At 48.8% G+C, this 20662-nt stretch carries 17 protein-coding genes and 1 pseudogene; 1 reads left to right on the plus strand and 17 read right to left on the minus strand.

Annotation, left to right across the window (positions count from 1 at the left end):
- Positions 1–144 precede the first annotated feature (144 nt).
- The 8 genes and pseudogenes from FH871_RS16280 to FH871_RS16320 all read right to left on the minus strand — a co-directional run bounded on the left by FH871_RS16280 (position 145) and on the right by FH871_RS16320 (position 12234).
- Positions 145–4611, minus strand: coding sequence for an S-layer family protein (locus FH871_RS16280; RefSeq protein ID WP_138992484.1), 4467 nt, complete (start codon positions 4609–4611; stop codon positions 145–147).
- 774 nt (positions 4612–5385) lie between these two features.
- Positions 5386–7524: an FAD-binding protein gene (locus tag FH871_RS16285; RefSeq protein WP_138992485.1), complete on the minus strand. Its 2139-nt coding sequence runs from the start codon at positions 7522–7524 to the stop codon at positions 5386–5388.
- Between the two features lie 83 nt (positions 7525–7607).
- Entirely contained in the window at positions 7608–8186 is a 579-nt protein-coding gene (locus FH871_RS16290) for a Crp/Fnr family transcriptional regulator (RefSeq protein ID WP_138992486.1), read from the minus strand.
- Between the two features lie 136 nt (positions 8187–8322).
- Entirely contained in the window at positions 8323–8598 is a 276-nt protein-coding gene (locus FH871_RS16295; protein ID WP_138992487.1) for a hypothetical protein, read from the minus strand.
- 69 nt (positions 8599–8667) lie between these two features.
- Positions 8668–9489, minus strand: a complete 822-nt coding sequence (locus FH871_RS16300; RefSeq protein WP_138992488.1) for an alpha/beta fold hydrolase — start codon at positions 9487–9489, stop codon at positions 8668–8670.
- Between the two features lie 210 nt (positions 9490–9699).
- Positions 9700–9896, minus strand: a pseudogene (locus FH871_RS34195) (transposase).
- A gap of 594 nt (positions 9897–10490) precedes the next feature.
- Positions 10491–11261: a formyl transferase gene (locus FH871_RS16315; protein WP_138992490.1), complete on the minus strand. Its 771-nt coding sequence runs from the start codon at positions 11259–11261 to the stop codon at positions 10491–10493.
- Positions 11251–12234, minus strand: coding sequence for a polysaccharide deacetylase family protein (locus FH871_RS16320; protein WP_138992491.1), 984 nt, complete (start codon positions 12232–12234; stop codon positions 11251–11253). Before FH871_RS16320 ends, FH871_RS16315 begins: the two co-directional genes overlap by 11 nt.
- 461 nt (positions 12235–12695) lie before the next feature.
- Here FH871_RS16320 and FH871_RS16325 point away from each other — a divergent pair, with 461 nt between their 5' ends.
- A complete protein-coding gene (locus FH871_RS16325) occupies positions 12696–13352 on the plus strand; it encodes a hypothetical protein (RefSeq protein ID WP_138992492.1) in 657 nt (218 codons plus the stop codon).
- Positions 13353–13361: 9 nt separating this feature from the next.
- Here FH871_RS16325 and FH871_RS16330 read toward each other — a convergent pair whose 3' ends face one another.
- The 9 genes from FH871_RS16330 to FH871_RS16370 form a co-directional block, all read right to left on the minus strand.
- Positions 13362–13745 carry a TfoX/Sxy family protein gene (locus FH871_RS16330; protein WP_138992493.1) on the minus strand — a complete coding sequence of 128 codons (384 nt, stop codon included), beginning with the start codon at positions 13743–13745 and terminating at the stop codon, positions 13362–13364.
- 36 nt (positions 13746–13781) lie between these two features.
- Positions 13782–14486: an AraC family transcriptional regulator gene (locus FH871_RS16335; protein ID WP_229317343.1), complete on the minus strand. Its 705-nt coding sequence runs from the start codon at positions 14484–14486 to the stop codon at positions 13782–13784.
- Between the two features lie 172 nt (positions 14487–14658).
- Positions 14659–15621 (minus strand): aldehyde reductase, encoded by a 963-nt coding sequence (locus tag FH871_RS16340; RefSeq protein WP_138992495.1) that lies wholly within the window; start codon positions 15619–15621, stop codon positions 14659–14661.
- Positions 15622–15782: 161 nt separating this feature from the next.
- The gene (locus FH871_RS16345; protein WP_138992496.1) at positions 15783–16535 is read right to left on the minus strand and encodes an SDR family oxidoreductase; all 753 of its coding nucleotides are present in this window, start codon (positions 16533–16535) and stop codon (positions 15783–15785) included.
- A 72-nt stretch (positions 16536–16607) separates the two neighbouring features.
- On the minus strand, positions 16608–17183 hold the full coding sequence (locus FH871_RS16350) for a Crp/Fnr family transcriptional regulator (RefSeq protein ID WP_138992497.1): 576 nt from the start codon (positions 17181–17183) through the stop codon (positions 16608–16610).
- 35 nt (positions 17184–17218) lie between these two features.
- Positions 17219–17905, minus strand: coding sequence for a PD40 domain-containing protein (locus tag FH871_RS16355; protein ID WP_171062862.1), 687 nt, complete (start codon positions 17903–17905; stop codon positions 17219–17221).
- A 292-nt stretch (positions 17906–18197) separates the two neighbouring features.
- On the minus strand, positions 18198–18587 hold the full coding sequence (locus tag FH871_RS16360) for a VOC family protein (RefSeq protein ID WP_138992499.1): 390 nt from the start codon (positions 18585–18587) through the stop codon (positions 18198–18200).
- Between the two features lie 107 nt (positions 18588–18694).
- A complete protein-coding gene (locus FH871_RS16365) occupies positions 18695–19825 on the minus strand; it encodes an NAD(P)/FAD-dependent oxidoreductase (RefSeq protein WP_138992500.1) in 1131 nt (376 codons plus the stop codon).
- 73 nt (positions 19826–19898) lie between these two features.
- A complete protein-coding gene (locus FH871_RS16370) occupies positions 19899–20654 on the minus strand; it encodes an AraC family transcriptional regulator (protein WP_138992501.1) in 756 nt (251 codons plus the stop codon).
- Positions 20655–20662 lie beyond the last annotated feature (8 nt).

Below are 20662 nucleotides of genomic sequence, written 5' to 3' on the forward strand. Positions count from 1 at the left end.
GGTTTCCTCAATGAAAAGGCTTCTGCTATTGTGCCATAACCTTCGTGTATTGTTGCAGAAGGGGGTGTTTTTTACAAAAGGACAAAAAAACACCCCAGTCCGAATCACCAATCCGGGCTGGGGTGGATAATCAAAAAACCGTACCTATTTCAGCACTTTCACGGTCACACTTCTTAATCCGCTCGTCACCCGGAGCAGCAGCAAACCCGCCGGTTGATTCTGAAGCGATAGCGTCTGACGTTCCACGGCTTGGGCCTGTTCAATCTGGTGTTCACCAACGAGACGGCCGCTGAGGTCGGTCAACCGCATCCGCAGTGGCTGGCCTTCCGCCCCCCGGATTTCGACGGATAGCGCTGTTCCCAGAACCGGGTTGCCCAACACCGCCACCTGCAAATCCGGTGCGGTTTCGGCCGATAACCGAACGGGGACGTTACACGTCAGTGGTTTGCCCGAGTCTTTCAGCACAAACGTGCTGCCCTGCACCCGGCCGTAAATCAGGCGCGACGTGCCGTCTTTCAACACCGCCGGCACATCGAAACTGTAAGCGTGTGCCCCGTTGCCTTTGCCCGCATTCTTCAGGTCCACCCGGTAGATATTGGCCACCACGCTGCCCCAAACCGTATTGCCGGTATAGAACTCGACGGTCACCGGGGTGTTGGGCTTGTTGCGGTCCCAGACCCAGCCGCGAATCGTGCCGCACTCCACCTTGTCGAGGTAGCCTTCGAAATTGCCCGTGACGGTGGTGGTTTCCGCCGGGTTGATTGTCAGGTTAAAGCTCACGCTGTTGTTGGCTCCGCCTTCGTCGGTGGCGGTATAGGTTAGCACGAAGGTGCCGGCTTGGGTGGGCGTGCCGCTGATCACCCGACTGACCGGATTCAGGCTCAATCCCGCAGGTAAATCGCTCAATCCGTAGCTCATCGTGGTGCCTTCCGGATCGGTGAAAGCCACCAGTGTACCCGAGAACGGCACCCCGACCTGCGCCGTCAAAGGCGCGTTCAACACCGTGGGCGTAGGGGGCTGGGGCGGTTTGTTGCCTACCGGTGCGGTGCCCACGCAGATGAGGGCTTTGGGTGAATCTTTCAGGATGAAACTGCTGCCAGCGACGCGGGCCGAGAGGTTGTGGGGCAACCCGTCTTTGACACTTTCAGGAATGGTGAAGCGGAAGGCGTGTTTGCCGTTGCCTTTCCCCGCATCGAGCAAGTCCTGTCGGAAGTCCCCGGCGGGCAGGGTGCCGATGACGGTTGAACCATCCATAATTTCGATGTTGATGACGGTATTGGGTTTGTTGCGATCCCAGGCCCAGCCCCGGAAAGTGCCGCAATCGGCGCCGTTGACAAAGCCGTCGAAGCTGCCGGTGGTGGTCCCGGTGGTGACGGTAATGGTGAAACTGGCGGGCGGGCTGCTACACGCGCCTTGCTGGCAGAAAACCGTGTAGCTCAGGGTGCCGGTGGCCGAAGTGGGCACTGTAATCGTCGATCCGCTGGGGTTGTTGGGCCCGGTCCAGGCCAGGGTTCCGCTGCAGCCGCTGGCGGTGAGGGTGACGAAAGGGGTGTTCTGGATGAGGGTTGCGCTGCCCGGACTGCTGGGGACCACATTCGTGGTGAGGTTGGGTGCGGGAATTGCGTTTTCGGTGACGGTTTGGGTCGCTGTCGCCGAACAGCCATTGGTGATGCCCGTCACGGAGTAGGGCCCGGTGGCTGAGACGCTGATGGTGGCCGAGGTCGCGTCGGTGCTCCAGAGATACGTGTCGGCTCCCGACGCTGTCAGGGTCGTGCTTTGCCCGGAACAGATAGACGGATTGTTGGGGTTAATCGAAACGGTTGGGGGCGTCTTGACCACAACGGTAATGGGTTTCAATGCGGAAGGCCCCCCTTCCTGACTGGTGGCTTTGACGTAATAAGTTCCCTCGCCCACAGCCGCCGGATTGGGCACGAGCTGCGTACCGTCGGCATCGGTATAAAAGCTAAAAGTGGCATTGGGTATGCTGGAGGTGGCCACGCCCTGGGTGAGATCGACCGTAGCGGGGGCGCAGACGGCCGCCGGATTGGTCACCGTCACGTCGGTTACGACATTGACCGTCAGCGTAACGGAAACCACTTGAGAACAGCTACCGATGGTACCGGTGACGGAATAGGGTCCGGCGGCTGTTACCGAGATGGCGGGGGTGGTCTCTTCTGTCGACCAGCGGTAACTGGTGGCCCCCTCGGCGGTCAGCGTGACGCTTTGCCCCTGGTCGACGGTCAGCGAAGGCGAAGCGGTAATGGTGGTGGCCGCCGTTCCTTCGGTGGTGGTGAGCACCCCAGTATTGGTTGTGATGGTGAAGGTACCGCCATTGAGATTTCGGACCAGACTCGAATTCGAACTGATGCTGCTGTTGCCGCTGGCCTTCTCGATGATGGTGCCGTTATTCGTAAAGGTGCTGGTATTCATAATGATTTGCCCGGTAGTGATCATACCTCCACAGTTGTTGTTGATCGTGTTGTTGTTGAAAATACCATAGGTAGCCATCGTAGTTCCGATGGTCAACAATGCTTCGTTGATGACCGTACCATTATTGGTCAAACCACTATTCGTGATCCGGTCAATCTGGATATTTCCCCCGGCCTCGTTCCTGAACGTATTAACCGTAAAAATGCCATATTGACCGATCTCAGCGATGCTCCCGATGGTGAGCGCAGCCGCGTTGGTGAATGGACCGCCATTGTTTATGCCTTCAGAGCTTGACCGGTCAATCTGAATGCTGCCCCCTGCATTGTTGTTAAACGCTCCAGACGTCCAAATGCCAGTATTTCCGACAGCAGCGATGCCTCCGATGGTGAGCGTAGCCGCGTTGGTGAAGGTACCGCCATTGTATATGCCATTCGAGTTTGACCGGTCAATCTGAATGCTGCCCCCTGCATTATTGTTGAACGTTCCAGACGTCCAAATTCCAGTACTTCCGACAGCAGCGATGCTTCCGATGGTGAGCGTAGACGCGTTGGTGAAGGTACCGCTATTGTTTATGCCTTCAGAGCTTGACCGGTCAATCTGAATGCTGCCCCCTGCATTATTGTTAAACGCTCCAGACGTCCAAATTCCAGTATTTCCGACAGCAGCGATGCTTCCGATGGTGAGCGTAGCCGCGTTGGTGAAGGTACCGCTATTGTGTATGCCTTCAGAGCTTGACCGGTCAATCTGAATGCTGCCCCCTGCATTATTGTTAAACGCTCCAGACGTCCAAATTCCAGTATTTCCGACAGCAGCGATGCCTCCGATGGTGAGCGTAGCCGCGTTGGTGAAGGTACCGCCATTGTATATGCCATTCGAGTTTGACCGGTCAATCTGAATGCTGCCCCCTGCATTATTGTTGAACGTTCCAGACGTCCAAATTCCAGTACTTCCGACAGCAGCGATGCTTCCGATGGTGAGCGTAGACGCGTTGGTGAAGGTACCGCTATTGTTTATGCCTTCAGAGCTTGACCGGTCAATCTGAATGCTGCCCCCTGCATTATTGTTAAACGCTCCAGACGTCCAAATTCCAGTATTTCCGACAGCAGCGATGCTTCCGATGGTGAGCGTAGCCGCGTTGGTGAAGGTACCGCTACTTTGGTTGTATATGCCATTCGAATTTGACCGGTCAATCTGAATGCTGCCCCCTGTATTGTTGTTGAAGGTAGCCACGTTGATTATTCCATAAGTGCCCACCGACCCGGATGCATTGCCTCCAATGGTAATCGTTGCGGAATTGGTAAAGGTCGAACCGGTGTTATTGAACAAACCACTGTTGCTGGCCCGATCAATCTGAATCGTTCCGCCCGCGTTATTGTAGAATGTGGCACTATTTGACAAACCCGCATTGCTTGTTGAAGCGATGCTGCCAAGAACGATTGTTGCCGCATTGGTGAAGGTGCCGCCCGTATCATTGTATAAGCCATAAATGCCTGTCTGGTCGATCTGAATGCGCCCCCCTGTGTTGTTGTTGAATGTGGCGATATTGTAGAGGCCGGAACCGTTTACGCTTGCAAGGCTCCCGATGGTGATTGTGGCCGCATTGGTGAAGGTGCCGGTGTTGTTATACAAAGCGTTGACCACTCGGTCAATCTGAATTGTTCCGCCCGCCTTATTGCTGAAGGTACCGTTGTTAAGAATACCATACGACCCCGCATTGTTGAGGTTGCCAATGAACAGTTGCCCACTGTTCTGAACATCGCCTTCGTTAACGAAAGAGACGATTCCGTTTGTCGTAGTTTTGTTGTCATTGATGGACAATGTAGCCGAGCTGGCGATGGTGAGCGTAGCGCCACTCTGCACCTCCACCGACTTGGCCACCGCCGAAGTGCTGGCCCCGATGGTGGGTGAGGGCGTTACATTCGGGATGACGGCGTCAAGCGTCGTTGTCGGGACGCCCGCCGACCAGTTGCCGGCCGTGTTCCAGTCGGCGTTGGTGTTTCCGGTCCAGGTGGTCTGGGCCAGGGTGGGCAGGGTGGCTAATCCCCAAAATAAAGCCAGGAGAAATGGTCGGAAACGGCTGAGTAGCGTGCGGGTAGTTTTGTAAAACAGAGACATAAAAAGGAATTTGAGGGTTAAAATAGGTACGGTTTTTTGAAAACCGATGCCGGTTTTCGGGTTCATTCAAGGGTTGTTGGGGTAGAGGTTGGTGAAATGACTTTAGTCGGTGTAACCCGGACCGGCTCAGTCCCATTTCCCGGCAAATGGTTTCACCCGATAGCGAAGAATCCGTCAAGTTTTTGTCATTCAGCGATTTCAGTTTCGGCAGAAAGGTATCGTCGGAACTAATCATGGATCGAATACAGGGTAATCGGGGAGACCATGCGGTGCTGATCTTCTAGCTACAAATTAATTGTAAAAATACACATAAGACTTGGTTGACAAGGACTTGCGGTTGTACGTATGAAATTTTTATCACCTACATAAACAAAACCCGGCCTATCCAGGCCGGGCTGTCCATTAACACTAAGTAAAACAAAGCGATAAAAGTCATCCTTTCGTTCTTTGAGCTGAAATACTCCTTGAACTACGGGTTTAGTACTTTCACGGTCACGTTTCTTAACCCGCTCCACATCCGCAGCAGCAAACCCACCGGGTGATTCTGAAGCGAGAGCGTCTGCCGTTCCAGGGCGCTCGGCAGCATCGCAGCCGCCTAGGGCTGTTTGGCGGCTGCAAGGTGCGGTTTTCCCTACGAAAAGGCTTCTGCTATGGTGTCAAAAACTTCGTGTATTGTTGCATGAGGGGATTTTTTCAGGAAAAATCGGCCAGCCGGGTTTATTTTTCGATACGGATCTTTTCAGAAGTTTCCAATCGCTTGGGGCGCCACGGTTCAAGTTCAAATATACCTTTGGCTCACAAACCGCAGCGGTTTATCAAAATCCAGCCTGTTCATCGGGTCTACTCCGGTTTGCTGTGCCATTCGTGAAACAGGCCGTGGGGGTCACGCTCGGCCCGGATGGCCTGTAATTTGCTCAGGTTTTTGGCGGATAAAAACGGCGACGTTCTTTTGTGCAGTCCTTCGTCGGCCAATTGAATGCCCGTGGAGAGGTGCGCCATTTTTTCCATCATGGCAACTGCCCAATCGCCATAGCGGGCGGTGTCGGCCGGGTTTTTCCAGTTGGCATACAAAGCCAGGTACGTGGTATCTTCCTTCGAATAGGCCATGTCGGGGATGGTGGGATTGGGGTGCCAGTTCAACCACAAAAAGTGCGACGGTGCGGGCGGCAACGTCCGGGCGATTTCTTTGATGTAAGGCATTAACTCGCCGATCGGAGCGTGGGTCCACATGTTGTCGACGCCCCAGCAATGGTTTTCGGGATAATGGCTCATCACGGTCTGGTATAAGGCATCGATTCCGGGGTTAAAAGCCGGTGTTGCGATGATCGCTTTCTTTTTAATCGGGCTGTTTTTCATGAAAGCCATCGCATCCTCGTATTCCTCTTTGGTGTCCGCAAAAATCGGCGCGATTGCTTCGATGCCCGGCCCGAGCAGGTTCAGCATGTTATTGCTCATCAGCATCTGAAACTCGACTGCTTTGGGAACGGATGGCCCGACTTCATACGCCCAGTTGTAGACATCTTCCAGGTGCTTGATGTGAAAATCATGCGCGATGATGGCCCGGTAGGGTGGAAGCGCAAAAAGTTTTAAATGAAAGCAAACCACAACCCCAAAAAAACCACCGCCCGAACCACGGGCGGCCCAGTATAAATCGGGATTTTCGGTTGCGCTGGCGTGAACAAAATCGCCGTCGGCGGTAACGATATCGAGGCCGATCACGCTTTCGCAGGCCATACCGGTTTTGCGGCCATTCCAGCCATAACCGCCCTGCAGCAGATACCCGCCGATGCAGACACCCTTGCAATGCCCGGCCGGGAAAAACAACTGGTGTTTGTATAACTCCAGCATCAGCGCACTCCCGCCCACACCCGGCCCGGCTTTTGCTGTCCTTTCATGGACATTGATTTCATACCGGTTAAATTTTTTCATCAGGATCAGGACGCTGTTGTCGCGAACATGGTTGGCACTCCAGCTATGGCCACCCGAACAAACGGTCACTTTTTTCCCTTGTGCTTTGGCATACCGGATGGTTTCAATGATGTCCTGAACGGTTTTGGGTTCTACGATTCGGTCGGGCCTGCGTCCCGGATCGATTTTGTTGAACAGGGTTCCCAGCAGGATGGTCTCGAAATTGGGGTCGGTTCGGTCGATGATCCGGCCTTCTACGGTTATTTTATCCGTTTTTTGGGTATTCTGCGCATAAAGTTCGGGCAGGAAAGCCGCCAGGTGCGTCATTTCTTCGGAACAGTGTTTCACCAAATCGGCCGCAAATTGCGCCGAAATCGTTTTCATTTTTCGTAAAAAAACAGACACAAAATTCGCAACGGCCCCTTCGGTACGGAGCTGGATGTATTGCCCGCCCATCCAAAACCGGGAACGCATTTCTGAACCGCCCTCCACTGCCCGTACCTGGTGGATCAGATACCCATAATCAAGCGGCAACGACGGATGGCCGATTCGGGCGCCGATGTAAACCGCTTTGGCCGGGTTTTTTAGGGCTTCATAGGAAATGCCAAACTCCGTGGGCGTCTTGAACTGGATGGAAGCCGCCAGAAGTTCGTCACCGATGTATTCTTCGATCAGGGAGTTGCGGCCAATGTAGGCCACGTCGTCGTTACCATCTTCCCAGCGGGCGCTCAGGTGGGCTTTGGGATGCCATAATTTATAACGGCTGTCGTGACATCCGTGCCAGCCAAACCACCAGTCCCACATTTCGGGTGTAACGCGAGGCATATACGTTAGCACGGCAACGTGCGCCGATCCGTCGGGTTCAAGCGTAAAGCCTGATTCCAGCGCCGTATAACCCGGTGCCTGCAGGTAGGCTGCGCGGGAAAAAGGCGGCAAACTACCCGGCGGGAACGGCGACTTGTCAAGGGCTTCCGCCACCGGGGCCGGGATTTTCTGAATGGATTCGTTGTAATACCGGGCGTAGTCGGTGGCCAGATCGGGTGCGGTGTAGCCAAGGTAGGGAGTTGCCATTTCGGGAAGAATTTGGAGTACAGAAGTTACCTGGCAAAAGTAACCTGCCGCGAAAAAGCCATCACTTGAATTAATTCAAGAAATCAGATGCGGTGTTTTAATTTGCTCAGCCATTCCGGCGAAATCCCCATGAACTCGGCGATGAACCGGGCCGGCACTTTTTGAATGACGACGGGGCAGTGGGTCAGTAGATAGTCGTAAAGCTTTTCGGACGAGTAGGAGATAATTTTTAATTTGAAATCATTTTCTCCCTGCAATGCCTTCGTCACCAGCGAGTGATAAAATGCAAACAAGCGATTATCCCGATCAATATGGGCTTCAATATCGCGTTTATGAAATGCGATGACTTCTGAATGGCTGATGGCGCGCAGTTCGCAGTTGGTTTTATTTCCGGAAAAGAAACTATCCACGCACGACATAAAAGGCTGAAAATCGTCCAGAAAAAAGTTGATGGTTTTTTCGATTTCCAGGTCTTCGTTCCTATACCGGCACACGAAACCGCCTTTCAGTACAAAATAGGCCTGATCACAAATTTGATGGGGTTCAACAAGCCGGGATTGATTTTTTACTTTCATCACGTTCCCAAGGCGTATTATTTCCTGAATAACCGCCGGCGACAAACTGGCTTTCGTGAGCTCGTCCGCAAATCTGTTGATTCTCATGGAACGGATTGATAAAAGGCCCCATCATGCCGCATCGGTTTGAAATCGCCGACCGGTCGTTGTGTATACAAATAAGTTTTTTTGTGTCTAAAAAGCAAAACCGTGCGCAGAACACTTTAAAATGGGTTGCCGAAAATCAGCTTTGAAGATGCCCATTAGCGGTGAATTGCAAGCCGTGGTTTTGGGCCGCGCGTTGTCGGCCCCTACTTCCCAACTGGATCAATCGAACGGTAACGCAACGCTCCAGATAAGCTGCGTCACTGTTGATAAAAACCAGCGTGTTGGTGCTCTTTTCGGTTGGGTCAAAAACGGTTTGAAAACCGAGTGATTGAAAGGCGGCCATCATGGCTTCCGGCGCGTTCAGAATACGGGCGGTGTGCTGAAACCTGAATTTTTGAATGATGTCCTGCATGCGTTGCAGTATCGTTTCGTATACAAAGTGGCCGGTGAAGACACCGGCCACCGAGAAGGTATATACGTTTTACGATTGAATAAACGCCAGCAGGTCGGCATTGATGGTGGCTGCTTCGGTCGTCGGCATGCCGTGCGGAAAGCCGGGGTAGGAGATCAGTTTGCCGTTCTTTAGAAGCTTCACTGCCTTCACGGCGGTCAGATGAAAGGGAACGATCTGGTCATCTTCACCATGCAGAACCAGGACCGGTATGTCGACACTTTTCAGGTCTTCGGTAAAATCGGTTTCGGAGAAAACTTTAACGCAATCGTAATGGGCTTTGATGGCGCCCATCATGCCCTGCCGCCACCAGTTATCCCGAATGCCTTGCGAGACTTTGGCGCCTTCCCGGTTAAAGCCGTAAAAAGGCATCGTAAAATCCTGAAAGTATTGGGGGCGCTGGGTGGCCGTACCGGTCCGGATGTCGTCGAACACCGACATGGGAATCCCGTCCGGATTTGATTCGGTTTGTGCCATGAGGGGCGTAACGGCACTGATCAAAACCGCTTTCGCAACCCGACCCTGGCCGTGTTTGGCCACGTAGCGGATCACTTCACCACCACCGGTGGAGTGGCCGATGTGTACCGCATCTTTTAAATCCAGAAACGCCGTCAGTTCAGCCACATCGGCGGCATAGGTATCCATGTCATGGCCGTTTTCGGTTTGCGACGACCGGCCGTGTCCCCGGCGGTCATGCGCAATCACGCGAAAGCCCTGGTTCAGGAAAAACATCATTTGGGCGTCCCAGTCATCGCCGGACAACGGCCAGCCGTGGTGGAATACGAGCGGCTGACCGGTACCCCAGTCTTTGTAATAGATTTCGGTTCCGTCTTTTACGGTGATCTTTCCCATTGTTTTATGTTTTGGTTGGTTATATTGATAAAGTTTCGGAAAGATACTTTTTTTGACGTTTTAGGCCGTCACGAGACCGCTCTTTTCTTTCACTACACCGCCTGGGCGCGGTTTCGGAATCTACTTTAACGTGAACTATGAGATCCCAATATCGGGCTGAAAGGGGCAACTCCAAAGGCTTACTCCCCCAGCGTGAGCTACAAAGAAGACCTAACCCTTGCCATTGATTAACAAGTGAACTTTGAGTCCAAAGGACCAGCCTACGGAGGTCTTTCCCAAGCGGCAAAGCCTCTTAACGTGCGATGCTGGTGGGCTCGTTTAGGATGACAAGCCGCCAGCGGAGTAGAATCAATATAGTAAATACCTGCGCGCAAACTGCGTTGACAGCGGTAGGCCAGATACAACATCAGAGGGATGAGAGTGGAGAGTGCGGGGAATTAGGGTCACAAAGCGGTCGTAGCTAACCAGGTCTGGAAAATCGCAGTGGAAATCCTGACACACATGGCGGGTGTAATAAGCTTTAAAGTTTTGTAAGGACTCAGGTGGTAATAGACCAAAATCGTCATCACTTCACTCAGCGAGAGCTGGATAGGGTGGATTTTCTTATAAGCGCCACAATAAGTGGAGAGCATTAGCGATCAGTGTCATTTTGGCTTTGCAAAAGTCATCGACATCAACGTAAATTTCAGTCAGCATATGAGTCCGAGGATAAGTATTTTTGATTGGTTCGCACTGCACAGATTTCCATAGACTAAAACTACCATTTTTGGCCCATATGACCCTTAAAATGCTGTTTACCACATTAGTAATCTCATAGTTCACGTTACTTTACTCATCTAAATTGGCTACTTTGAAGAAAGGAAACAGGCATCAGTTTGTTTCCTGCTCATGGCCTGTGCTCCCGCCGACCGGAAAGTGGGCTTGAAAAGATTGTAGATAAGGATAAGTGTGATGAGGGAAACTAACGAGTGCAATCGTTCATATTACCTTCGAGGGCAGGATCATTTCACCTTTCGGACAATTCGGTAATAGATATACTGTCCAACCGTGGGATGGTAGTATAATTTACTCGTACCAGGATTGCTTTTTATTTTTATAGTTTCATTGAAGAATCGGTGAACAACATCAGCTAACAATTCGATACCAACACTTATTTGTAAGAGGGGATAGGTGACAAAATTATCTCTTTCAGTAGGCTTTACTATTTGCTGTTCAATAATATTTCCGGTATCAATGCCTTTATCGACATAGTGGACGGTTACTCCGCTGTTGAGGGGGTCATTATTGACTAATGCCCAGTACATACCATGAACTCCTCGGTATAAAGGCGTGATACCAGCGTGTGTATTGATAAAACTACAATCTGTACATTGAAGTATTTTCGTTGAAAGTATTCTAGTTCCGTTAATAATTATTAAATCAGGAGAATGGTTTTTAATTAATTCAATCGTTTTAGCTGAGTTGATCGAATCTACTTTCTCTATTTTTGAGGCCGGTATGGCATTCGTATTAAGATTGTTTTTTTTTATGATTTCTGCAATTCGCTTCTTGGAAAATAAAGAAAGTATTTTTACAACAACTACCTGAAAAATAATCTGTCCCAGAACGGTCAATAAGCCTAGCCGTTTTATCCTTCGTTTTAAAAAAATATTTAGTGGCTCTTTTTCTTCGATAATTGTCAGGAAAATTCCATATTTATTGTCAAGGTAATTAAATACTATATTAGTCGAAATGCTATTTCCTCCTAGTATAATTATTCGTTTATCTTTCATGGACTACTTTTTTTGCTAAGTTGGTCATGGTAATACTCTGAAAGTCGTATTTCTCCTGTAAGTACTTGTAATGGTTTAATATTTTTTCTAATAAAAGGAAATTCTCTTTTTGATTTATTCCAAAATTGTGAGGATGCCACCAAAGGTGATATGTTAGATTGTGTTTAGCCGCGTATGTCATCCCCGTTTTTATTCTATGATATCGTAAAGGTTCCAAAATCTTGAGACTTGGTATATAAGGACGCAAGAAGCGGCTTGAGGGAATATTGACGGGAAATGTGCTGTTTAGACGCTTATCGGTATAGCAATTATGACCTGATAAATTGAGGTAAGCGTCCAATAATCGACATGCACGTCGAAATAAGCTTTCGTCGGTTTCATTTTTCGCAGTATACAACCAGGACTGCTCATTTCCGCGATAACAGATTATTCCTAATTCTTCACATATTTTTATATAAGAATCATTAAACTGATTTCTTGGGAAAACCAATGATGAAAGAGAAATAGAATAGGCTTTTGCGACGTCAATTGCTGCCTGAATATCGTTTTTAAATTCTTCAATGACTTGTCCTTCTTCCAGGCAATAGTAATGAGAAAATGTATGCGTACCTATTTCTTGATCTGGATACTTTTGTATAAGTCTTATTAGTGTTGGGGCATAATGATATAGATCAGAATAAAAGTCTTCACCAATTAAATTAATATAGCCATCATAAGGAGATAAATTCTTATTTTTATATGATGGTATCTGCTTAGGGATACTATTTAGAAGCTGTATTTTGTTTTCGAAAAATAAGAACCCAACGATTGAAAAAGTACTTTTAATACCATTTTTATGAAAAATGTCTAAAAGTGTGGGTATCACTTGATGAACCCCCAGGATATTCGCGCCATAATTTTCTTTAGTCGTTTTATCTCTTACACCCCACATCAGTTCAAAGTCAAGAGAAATAACAAAGTTTCCACCGGACATAAAATATTACAATATGGTTAACTCTCAATTTCTGCCCTTACCAGAATCAGGAAAAATCTACTATTTGCATGTCAATGCAAGTAAAAAATTTTTCCAAAAAAAAACAATGGTTGTTAGAATAATTTCGTGATATAGACTTGCAATAAACTGTCCAAGACGAAGGACGGGAGAGCAGGCTGATGGAATGAATGGGAAACTGCGAGTGATGACCGAAGTTAAATTAACCCCAAACTAGTAACGGATTTACTGTGCGTGGCGCAGTCCAGGTGGATGCCCAAATGAATAGCTTCTTTTCGGTGAAATCAAGTCTTCTGATTTAAACCGCAAGACAACGCATTCAAATACTATCAGACACGGTTGGCATAAAACCCATTCAGATCGGCAGACACGGCAAGTAAGTTCGTCTGTAAATGTAAAGTGGGTCTATGTCATTCGTAACCGTATTATCCCGTTTATGCCTGTTGGCAGTTGTTCTTGTCCTGCTGGATTGCAAGCCGACATCCCGAGAGGATAACAGCCCCAAACCGCGGCTTGAGCCAGGGTTTGGCAAATCGAAAGAACGGCCCGTCGGTACACCTTTTGTATGGCCCAAAGGCATTACGTTGATCGGCAAACCCGGAACCGATTATGACTGTCAGGAAGAGGCCGGGAGAGAACGGGAATATGGAAACGGAGGAGCCGTTATGCTCTGTCTGAATTTTTATAACAGTACCAACCAACCCATTACCATTCAGTTACCACCCGGATTGCTTTTTATCAGTAAATCGGGCAATGTTCAGAATGGTATTTTACCTTCCCGAGTGTCCATCGAGGTGCCTGCGAAAGAACGCTATTTGGCACTGCTTTTTCTTTACTGTGTCAATATTGATCGGGAGGTATCAACTCCCGGCGACGAATTTGAAGAGCAGCCCATCGTTGCCCGCCATCCTGGCATGGAGGAACTCTACCAGTTGCTCGCGAATAAAAAGGCCAATTTTGAAGACTACCCCAAACGCCGGGCCGATCCGAACACGTTGAATGCGGCTATTTGTGTTACCAGCGCGGTTCACAGTATTGCAGAGGGTAAACCCATCCGTGAAAAAACACTCCAGCAAATCCTGGATTTGCCCAATAAATAATGAAATCGATCAGTGCGGTTTTTCCGAAATGCGTCCGTTTGGTTTGCTCTTTTTGGCCAGCGGGTTGTAATCCAGACAACGCTGGAGCCAGCGGTCCAACTCTTTCGGGCTTTTGAATCCGTTTTCGGTTACATACACATAACCCTTCATGGTTTTTCCCGAAAAGTCCATCGGAATGCAGTCATTTTCTTCCAGGGCGGTTTCGTAGGCATCCGTCCCGACGCGGCAAAGCAGGAGGTCTTCGTCCCGTTTTTTGTCGAAGTGCGTGGCACAGAACAACTTGTCGTCCACCAGAAAACACAAACCGCTGAACATCTTCTTTTCGGTGAAGTCAACCCCTTTGTCGACTAAAATCTGGCGGATTCGGTGAACGGTTTCTTCGGTATAAGCCATAATCGGATTCGTTTTTTGCAGTAGGTTTCCCTGATTCTACCTGTTTGTGTTTTGACTTTCAGCTACTTCCGTTGGTGTTTTGCCAAACTGCTGCTTGAAGGCAAAAGAAAAATGCGACAAATCTTCAAATCCTACTTCCAGATACACCTGGGTTGGTTTGAGGTGCTGGTTCGAAAGTTGAAAATGAGCTTCATCCAGCCGTTTCTTTTTGAGCCAGTGGTAAGGCGTTGTTCCGAATCGTTTCTGAAAATCCCGCTTGAACGACGACAGACTTCGGCCCGTGAGATACGCAAACCGTTCCAGACTGATGTTGAAGCGAAAATTACGGTTCATGAATGCTTCCAGATTTATCTTTTCGGGAACGCTGAAATTAAAGAAAACGCCGGCCAACTGCGGATTGGCTTTCAACAGGATCAGCAGCAATTCTTCCCTTTTTAAATCGGCAAAAGTGTCGTCGATCTGCAGGTCGCCGGTGTAATAGGGTTCCAGAGAATGGACAAAACTGTGGATGAATTTAGTTTTTTCGATCAACAAAAACGAGTCATCGTTGGCAAAAACCGGTACATCGACCGGATGGCGTTCCTGGAATCTTCTCAAAAAGGGTTCGTCCAGCGTAATGATAATTTTCTCAAACAGATCGTTTTCCTTGTATTTCGTATACCGCACCAACTGATTTTTCCGGGCGATTACGGCATCGCCCGGATTCATCGTATACGTGTTTCGCCCGTCAAACGCCTTCATCGACCCCTTTAATAAATACAGAAAAAAATGGTCTGATATAAATTGCTCCGGAGAAATTTCGGGGCCTAAATGGCAGGATTGAATGTTATGAACTTTCACGTATAGCGTCTTTTGTCTGTTACTTCCATTTCATCAAAAATGCCCCTAAATCCCATAGACGTCAATCTAAAAATTAATTCTTTTGCAAGCTATCGACACTGGCCAGTAAGGCCGCTTCTTTGCTGCGGGGATGCCAGCCCAACACGGTTTTGGCTTTCCGGTTCGTCATGTCCATGTAAAATTCCGGGGCCGTCGGCCGCATCTCGGCGATGTGTTTCGCTAATTCGGGCCGTTCTTTTTTATACAGTTCGGCGACATCGTAAAAGCTCATCACGCCATCCGAGGTAGCAATAAACCGTTCTCCACCCGCTTCCGGATGCGTCATGGCCGTTATGTGCAGAGCGGCCACATCCCGGACATCGACAACGCCCATTGTAAAATTTGGACTTTCCCTGATAACGCCATTCAGGATTCCGGAAACCGCAATATCCAGCGACGCCGAGGTGATTCCACCCAAAACCGGTCCAAAAATTCCCACCGGATTGATCACCGTCAGTTCCAGATTCCCGCCTTCGGTTTCCATGTACGCCCAGGCCGCTTTTTCGGCCACGGTTTTCGACTTGATATACGGCGGAATCGGTGCCGAAGCATCCGTCCAGTCTTCTTCGGTAAAAAGATGGTCTTTGGGATTGCGACTGTAGCCGATGGCCGCAAACGAGGAAGTCAGCACAACTCGTTTGACACCGGCTTTTTGAGCGGCTTTCAGCACGCGCAAAGCGCCGTCCCGTGCCGGAATGATCAGTTCGTTTTCATCGGTAGGGTCCTGCGCCGGAAACGGCGACGCGACGTGCAGCACATAATCCACACCCGCCACGGCTTCCTCCCAACCGGTGTCGCTGGTCAGATCGGCCTCAAAAAACGCCAATGGGGTAAAATCGTCAATGCCGGCTTCTCTTAAGGCGTCGATGATGCGGCCTTTTTTCGACAGGGAGCGCAGTGTGGTATTTACGTGGTATCCTTTTTGCAAAAATTGTACAATGGTGTGTATCCCCACAAATCCGGTGCCGCCGGTTACTAATACGGTTTGGTTTGTCATTTTGGTTGGTCGTTTATGAACAGCACAAAATTCCGGATTAGAGCGACCGTCAACTTTGCTGTAACGTCCAATTTTAGTTTGTTGTGAAGGTCACTTCGGGGAATAAAAAAGGATTGCCACGACAAGGCAATCCTTTTTTATTCCGGGTGTGCAACTGCGGTTTAGCGCTGGTTGTCCGCTTTCGAAATCCATTCGCCATAGGTTTCACGGCCCACATACCCGGCATCATCGGGTACCAGCGTCGTAGCGTTAATGGCGGCACCTGAATAAACCGCGTTGGCATCGGTTACCACTTCCTGCGGGTTCTTAATGCTCGCAAAATAGCGTCGGATCCAGGCATCTAGCTCAAACCGCTCGGGTCCGGCAATGTCTACGATGCGATTTGTTGGCGTTCCGGTGGCGGTTTTGGCCAGAAACGACACCACATCGGCACTGGCGATGGGCTGCACAAGCCCACGGGGCAGCACGATTTTCCCGTCGGCCGCACACATGTGGGCAATGCCTGCCGCAAATTCGAAAAACTGGGTCGCCCGTACAATCGAGAATGGAATGCCCGATGCCTTGACCAGTTCTTCCTGCACCTGCTTGGCCCGGAAATAACCGCTTTCCTGGAGTTTGTGGGTCCCGACCACCGAAAGGATAACATGGTGTTGAACGCCGGCTTTTTTTTCGGCCGCCAACAAATTTTCCGTGGAGGTTTTAAAGAAGGTCATTACGTCCTCCGTGGCGAAGGAGGGCGAGTTGGAAACGTCGATCACCACGGTGGCGTTTTGCAGGGCTTCCTCCAAACCAACCTGGGTAATCGTGTTGACGCCGGTGTTGGGCGATGCGGCCAGAACGTCGTACTGATCTTGTAGCGTACGGGTTAATTGGTTGCCAATGAGGCCGGTACCGCCGATAATGACTAGTTTCATCTTGCTTCGTTTTTAACGGGTTAAATGTGACGCAAAGGTGAAAACCGCATCGTTCAAAAATCTTAAACTGGTTTAAGAAATGCTTTTCCGGCGAATTTCGCTCAGGTATTCGGGCGTAAAACCCAGGTAGGAAGCCAGCAGGTATTGCGGAATGCGTTGCAGAAACTCGGGATGTTTTTTGCAGAAATGATGGTATAATTCTTCCCGCGAAAAGCCATACATAAACTTGATCCGCATTTGAGCGGCTGCATACGCTTTTTGATAGACACACCGGAAATATTTTTCCATTATGGGATGTTGCGCCAGCAGTTTTTCCCGGGCATCCCGATGCAGGGCGAGCACGTCCGTAGGTTCAACGGCCTGAATGGTAGACTCGGTGATCGATTGGCTTTCGTAGGCAAAATGGTCGGTTATCCACCAGTTTTCGATGGCCAGTTCTGTGGTTTGTTCCACGCCTTTTTCATTGACAAAAAACTTTCGCAGAATTCCCCGCTCTACAAAATAATGCCATTGGCAGACCTGTCCTGCCGTGAGCAGGTTTTCTTTTTTAGTCGCCGTTCTGGTCTGAAAATACGAAAGAATCCGGACCGCTTCGTCATCCGTAACGGCTGTGAATTTAGTCAGATGGGCTTTGAAGCGTTCGGGCATGGATCGATGGTTCGCAGCGGTTGTTGATGCCGTTTTTACTTGTATTTTTTTATATCAAAATCGATGTAAAGCAGGTCTTCTTTCATTTTATCACCTTGCTTCTCCTGTCTGGAAAAGTAGAGTCTTTTTTCTTTGGTATGGACAAATGGGCAAAATTCCGCCAGGCTGGAATTGATGGGTGATCCCAGATTTTTCGGGGTGGTCCATTTGCCTTTTTTCTGAAAGGAAATGTATAAATCGACATCGCCGAAACCGGTCGGATCCGACGAAAAATAGAGCAGGTAATCTTCGTCGGGAGAAATAAAAGGGTTTGATTCCCGCTCCGTCGTATTGATGGGCAAACCTAGGTTTCGAGGAGTTTGATAGTTGCCATTTTTAAATTCTGAAACATACAGATCGGACTTGCCTTTGCCATCTTCATTTTCCTTCATGAAATAGATGTTGCCGTTTCTGGATACGGAAGCATACGATTCGGAGCTTTCGGTATTGATTACACTGCCCAGATGGTACGGTTTACTCCATTGATTATTCGCTAACGTAACCGCCCAGATGTCGAAATCTTTCCGGTCAGCGTTCCTTCCCGTGGTTCTGTTGGATTGAAATAGCACTGTTTTTCCGTCGGGACTAAACAGGGGGTCAATGTCTTTCCACTCGCCGGTTGGTGAAGAAAAAGAAGCCACAACCGGCGTCGACCAGGTGCCATTGTTTTTCCTTGACTCCATTATTTTTAATGTATCTCTCTTCCCATTTGAACGTACCCAAAGAGCAATTTTAGAATCAGGCGAAATGGTTAGCCCAAAAACGCCACCGTTGGATATTAGCGAGGGTTCAAATAGTTGGGGGGCAACTTGGGCTTTACAAAATGTCGTTATACAGAGAAAGGCTATTAGTACTGAATAGTTCATGCGTATTATTGATTAAAGATCACTTTTGCATTGTTTATAAATTGCTTTCAACGGTTTTGGTACCCAGTCGTTGCGGTCTGATTCAGGATTATAACTGATTTTCTCAACCTTAGAGGGTGTACCCGATTTCCCAAATGTGTCCAAACGGGTCTTTCAGTTTTCCTATTCTCCAGTCGGTTTCGGTCGTCATGGGACAAATTTCTGTCGCACCAAACGTTACCGCTTTTTCGAATAATTCGTCCGCATTTTCAGTCTGTAAGATTATTCTGACCGGGCTCGTTAAACTGAAGTCAGGGCTTACATTACCAAATTCGGGTTCTTCGTCGCCCACGAAAAATTCGGCCCCTTCAATGCTTATTTTGGAGGTCAATTTTTCGTCGGGCCGATCATACCGTTCCAGTTCAATGGCTCCAAAAGCAGATCGATAAAAGTCAACCGCGGCTTTTCCATTGTTGACGGTCAGGAAAGGCGATACCGTTGTGGTAGTATTTGCTGTCATGTGCAGGTCATTTATCTTTGGTTGTTGGTCGTTAAATTTACGTACTATTTCGCTTATACCGGCTTACAGCCGCGTAGCGATTTAGGGTTTGGTCGCCGTGCACAAAACTACTGATAAAGCTTTTGGAAGGAAAAGGTGGGGAGCAGCATCTCTATTTCATTCTGGCTCGTTTCACGTTGTGCTGCAGTGGCATAACCAAACATTTTTCGTTCATAGTCGTCGATAGCGGCTTGAATGGTTTCATATTGTCCGCTGGTCAGGTTGTCTGATAAAACGAATGCATCGAGTAGCCCGGTGTTTACACCCTGACCGGCGAAAGGCGGCATACTGTGTGCTGCATCTCCAACGAGCGTGATCGGTAACGGGCGATTGGTTTTCCAGGGTTTATCCAATGGCATTTTTCTCGTGGGCAATACAACAAAGGAAGAGGTTGCGCGGAACAACTGGTGATAACAGGCATGCCAGCGAGCAAACCGATGGGAAAGAAACGCAATGATCATGTCCGTATTTTGTAAATCTGATTCAGTTCCCTGAGCCCATTCTTCAGGCTTTTTGAAAATTACGTTGTAGCTCAAGATACTGCCGTTCTCAGGATTTGCAATTAATAAATAGCCTTCACCTGAGGCCATTAGTATGGTATTGTCGCAAAGCTGATAGAACTCCGCACAGTTTCGTTCCGGTTGAACGACTTCGCCCTGGAGAATCAAGGTGCCGGTATATTCAATGTCGGCATCCGTAACCTGTTTTCTTGCTCTGGACATTCCCCCATTCGCTCCGATAACAACGTCTGCGGCTGCATGAATGTCATTTTCAAAATGCACAAGCCATCTTCCGTTGTGCTCTTCAAGTCCGGTAAATTTTCGGTCCCAAACAACGGTATCGCTCGCCAAACTGTCAAGCAACAGTTGTCTTAAATCGTTTCGGTTGATCTCCGGATTGTCATATTGCTCTGCATGACCCGGTTTTTTAGAGAATAAGACGTTGCCCTGGTCGTCAACCACGGTTCTTCCCATGGGTTTTGCCAGGGCATAATAACGTTCCAGCAATCCGGCTTTTTTCAGGGCTTCCTGCCCGGAACCTTTGTGCAGATCGAGCGTACCGCCTGAAATCCGGGTTTTGGCATCGCCGTCTCTTTCGTAAACGTTCACATCGATTCCGGCTTGCTGTAGTAATGTTGCCAGGGTCAGACCGACGGGACCTGCACCGAGGATGGCTATTTTTTTATTTTTCAGTAACATGATTTTGCATGGTTTAATGACGATGCAAAATTGCTGCGGTGGTGCGGAGTGGAATAGTAAAAATCAGCCGTTTTTAAGAAGGTAGTTTTTTGATGGAGACAAGATCGATAAAACGCTCATCTTGGTTTTTGCTCAACACTTTTGGTGTAACACCGGCATACTTCTTAATTTCTTTGATAAAATGCGTTTGGTCGGTGAAATTTTGCTCCGGAAACAGGTTGCCTTCGCTGATGTTTTTGAACGAAGCCCCGAAGCGAAGAATGTTGCAATAGGCCTTGAGTGACATGCCAAACTGCTGATTGAAGTACCGATTGATTTGCCGGCTACTCCAATACACGTTGTCGGAGAGCTCCTTTACCGTCATCGAGCCCTGGGAAGAATAAATGAGCGCAAATAATTTCTTCTTTCGGCTATCCACGTTTTCCGGTGAAAGGATTTTTATTTTTTGTGTCGCCTTGTTGCAAAAACTTTCCAGGCTGTTCAGGTCAACGGTTTCAAATTGCCAGAACTCATCTGAAACAGGCTGTGCTCCATTCAATACGCCTTTGATCGAATTTCCGAGCAGGTATTCCACGGCCAGTAACTTAAAACCGATGGAAAACAGTTGCGCATCGGCCGGGATCGTTACCTGGCTGGGCATCGTGTCAATGCCTCGCACGACCATTTCCCAATCCTTAGAATTCACGTTCACCAGCATCATATCCATCATTCCATTTGGAAGTACCGTCGACGAAATGTCTTTCCCGGTTTTGTTTTCCACCATCCAAAAGCTGTGAACAAACTGCGAAATGGAAGGATCGGGTAAAGCGGATTGGATCGTTAACTCCATTTTTCTAC

This window comes from Larkinella sp. C7, from assembly GCF_006149005.1.
Lineage (GTDB): Bacteria > Bacteroidota > Bacteroidia > Cytophagales > Spirosomataceae > Larkinella.

What these genes read in the sequence shown, in the direction of transcription:
- FH871_RS16290 (WP_138992486.1), bottom strand. Translation starts at nt 8,186, where the DNA reads ATGAGAATCAACAGATTTGCGGACGAGCTCACGAAAGCCAGTTTGTCG.
- FH871_RS16355 (WP_171062862.1), bottom strand. Translation starts at nt 17,905, where the DNA reads ATGGAGTCAAGGAAAAACAATGGCACCTGGTCGACGCCGGTTGTGGCT.
- FH871_RS16295 (WP_138992487.1), bottom strand. Translation starts at nt 8,598, where the DNA reads ATGCAGGACATCATTCAAAAATTCAGGTTTCAGCACACCGCCCGTATT.
- FH871_RS16340 (WP_138992495.1), bottom strand. Translation starts at nt 15,621, where the DNA reads ATGACAAACCAAACCGTATTAGTAACCGGCGGCACCGGATTTGTGGGG.
- FH871_RS16285 (WP_138992485.1), bottom strand. Translation starts at nt 7,524, where the DNA reads ATGGCAACTCCCTACCTTGGCTACACCGCACCCGATCTGGCCACCGAC.
- FH871_RS16350 (WP_138992497.1), bottom strand. Translation starts at nt 17,183, where the DNA reads ATGCCCGAACGCTTCAAAGCCCATCTGACTAAATTCACAGCCGTTACG.
- FH871_RS16370 (WP_138992501.1), bottom strand. Translation starts at nt 20,654, where the DNA reads ATGGAGTTAACGATCCAATCCGCTTTACCCGATCCTTCCATTTCGCAG.
- FH871_RS16300 (WP_138992488.1), bottom strand. Translation starts at nt 9,489, where the DNA reads ATGGGAAAGATCACCGTAAAAGACGGAACCGAAATCTATTACAAAGAC.
- FH871_RS16335 (WP_229317343.1), bottom strand. Translation starts at nt 14,486, where the DNA reads ATGAAGGCGTTTGACGGGCGAAACACGTATACGATGAATCCGGGCGAT.
- FH871_RS16360 (WP_138992499.1), bottom strand. Translation starts at nt 18,587, where the DNA reads ATGACAGCAAATACTACCACAACGGTATCGCCTTTCCTGACCGTCAAC.
- FH871_RS16320 (WP_138992491.1), bottom strand. Translation starts at nt 12,234, where the DNA reads ATGTCCGGTGGAAACTTTGTTATTTCTCTTGACTTTGAACTGATGTGG.
- FH871_RS16365 (WP_138992500.1), bottom strand. Translation starts at nt 19,825, where the DNA reads ATGTTACTGAAAAATAAAAAAATAGCCATCCTCGGTGCAGGTCCCGTC.
- FH871_RS16315 (WP_138992490.1), bottom strand. Translation starts at nt 11,261, where the DNA reads ATGAAAGATAAACGAATAATTATACTAGGAGGAAATAGCATTTCGACT.
- FH871_RS16345 (WP_138992496.1), bottom strand. Translation starts at nt 16,535, where the DNA reads ATGAAACTAGTCATTATCGGCGGTACCGGCCTCATTGGCAACCAATTA.
- FH871_RS16330 (WP_138992493.1), bottom strand. Translation starts at nt 13,745, where the DNA reads ATGGCTTATACCGAAGAAACCGTTCACCGAATCCGCCAGATTTTAGTC.
- FH871_RS16280 (WP_138992484.1), bottom strand. Translation starts at nt 4,611, where the DNA reads ATGAACCCGAAAACCGGCATCGGTTTTCAAAAAACCGTACCTATTTTA.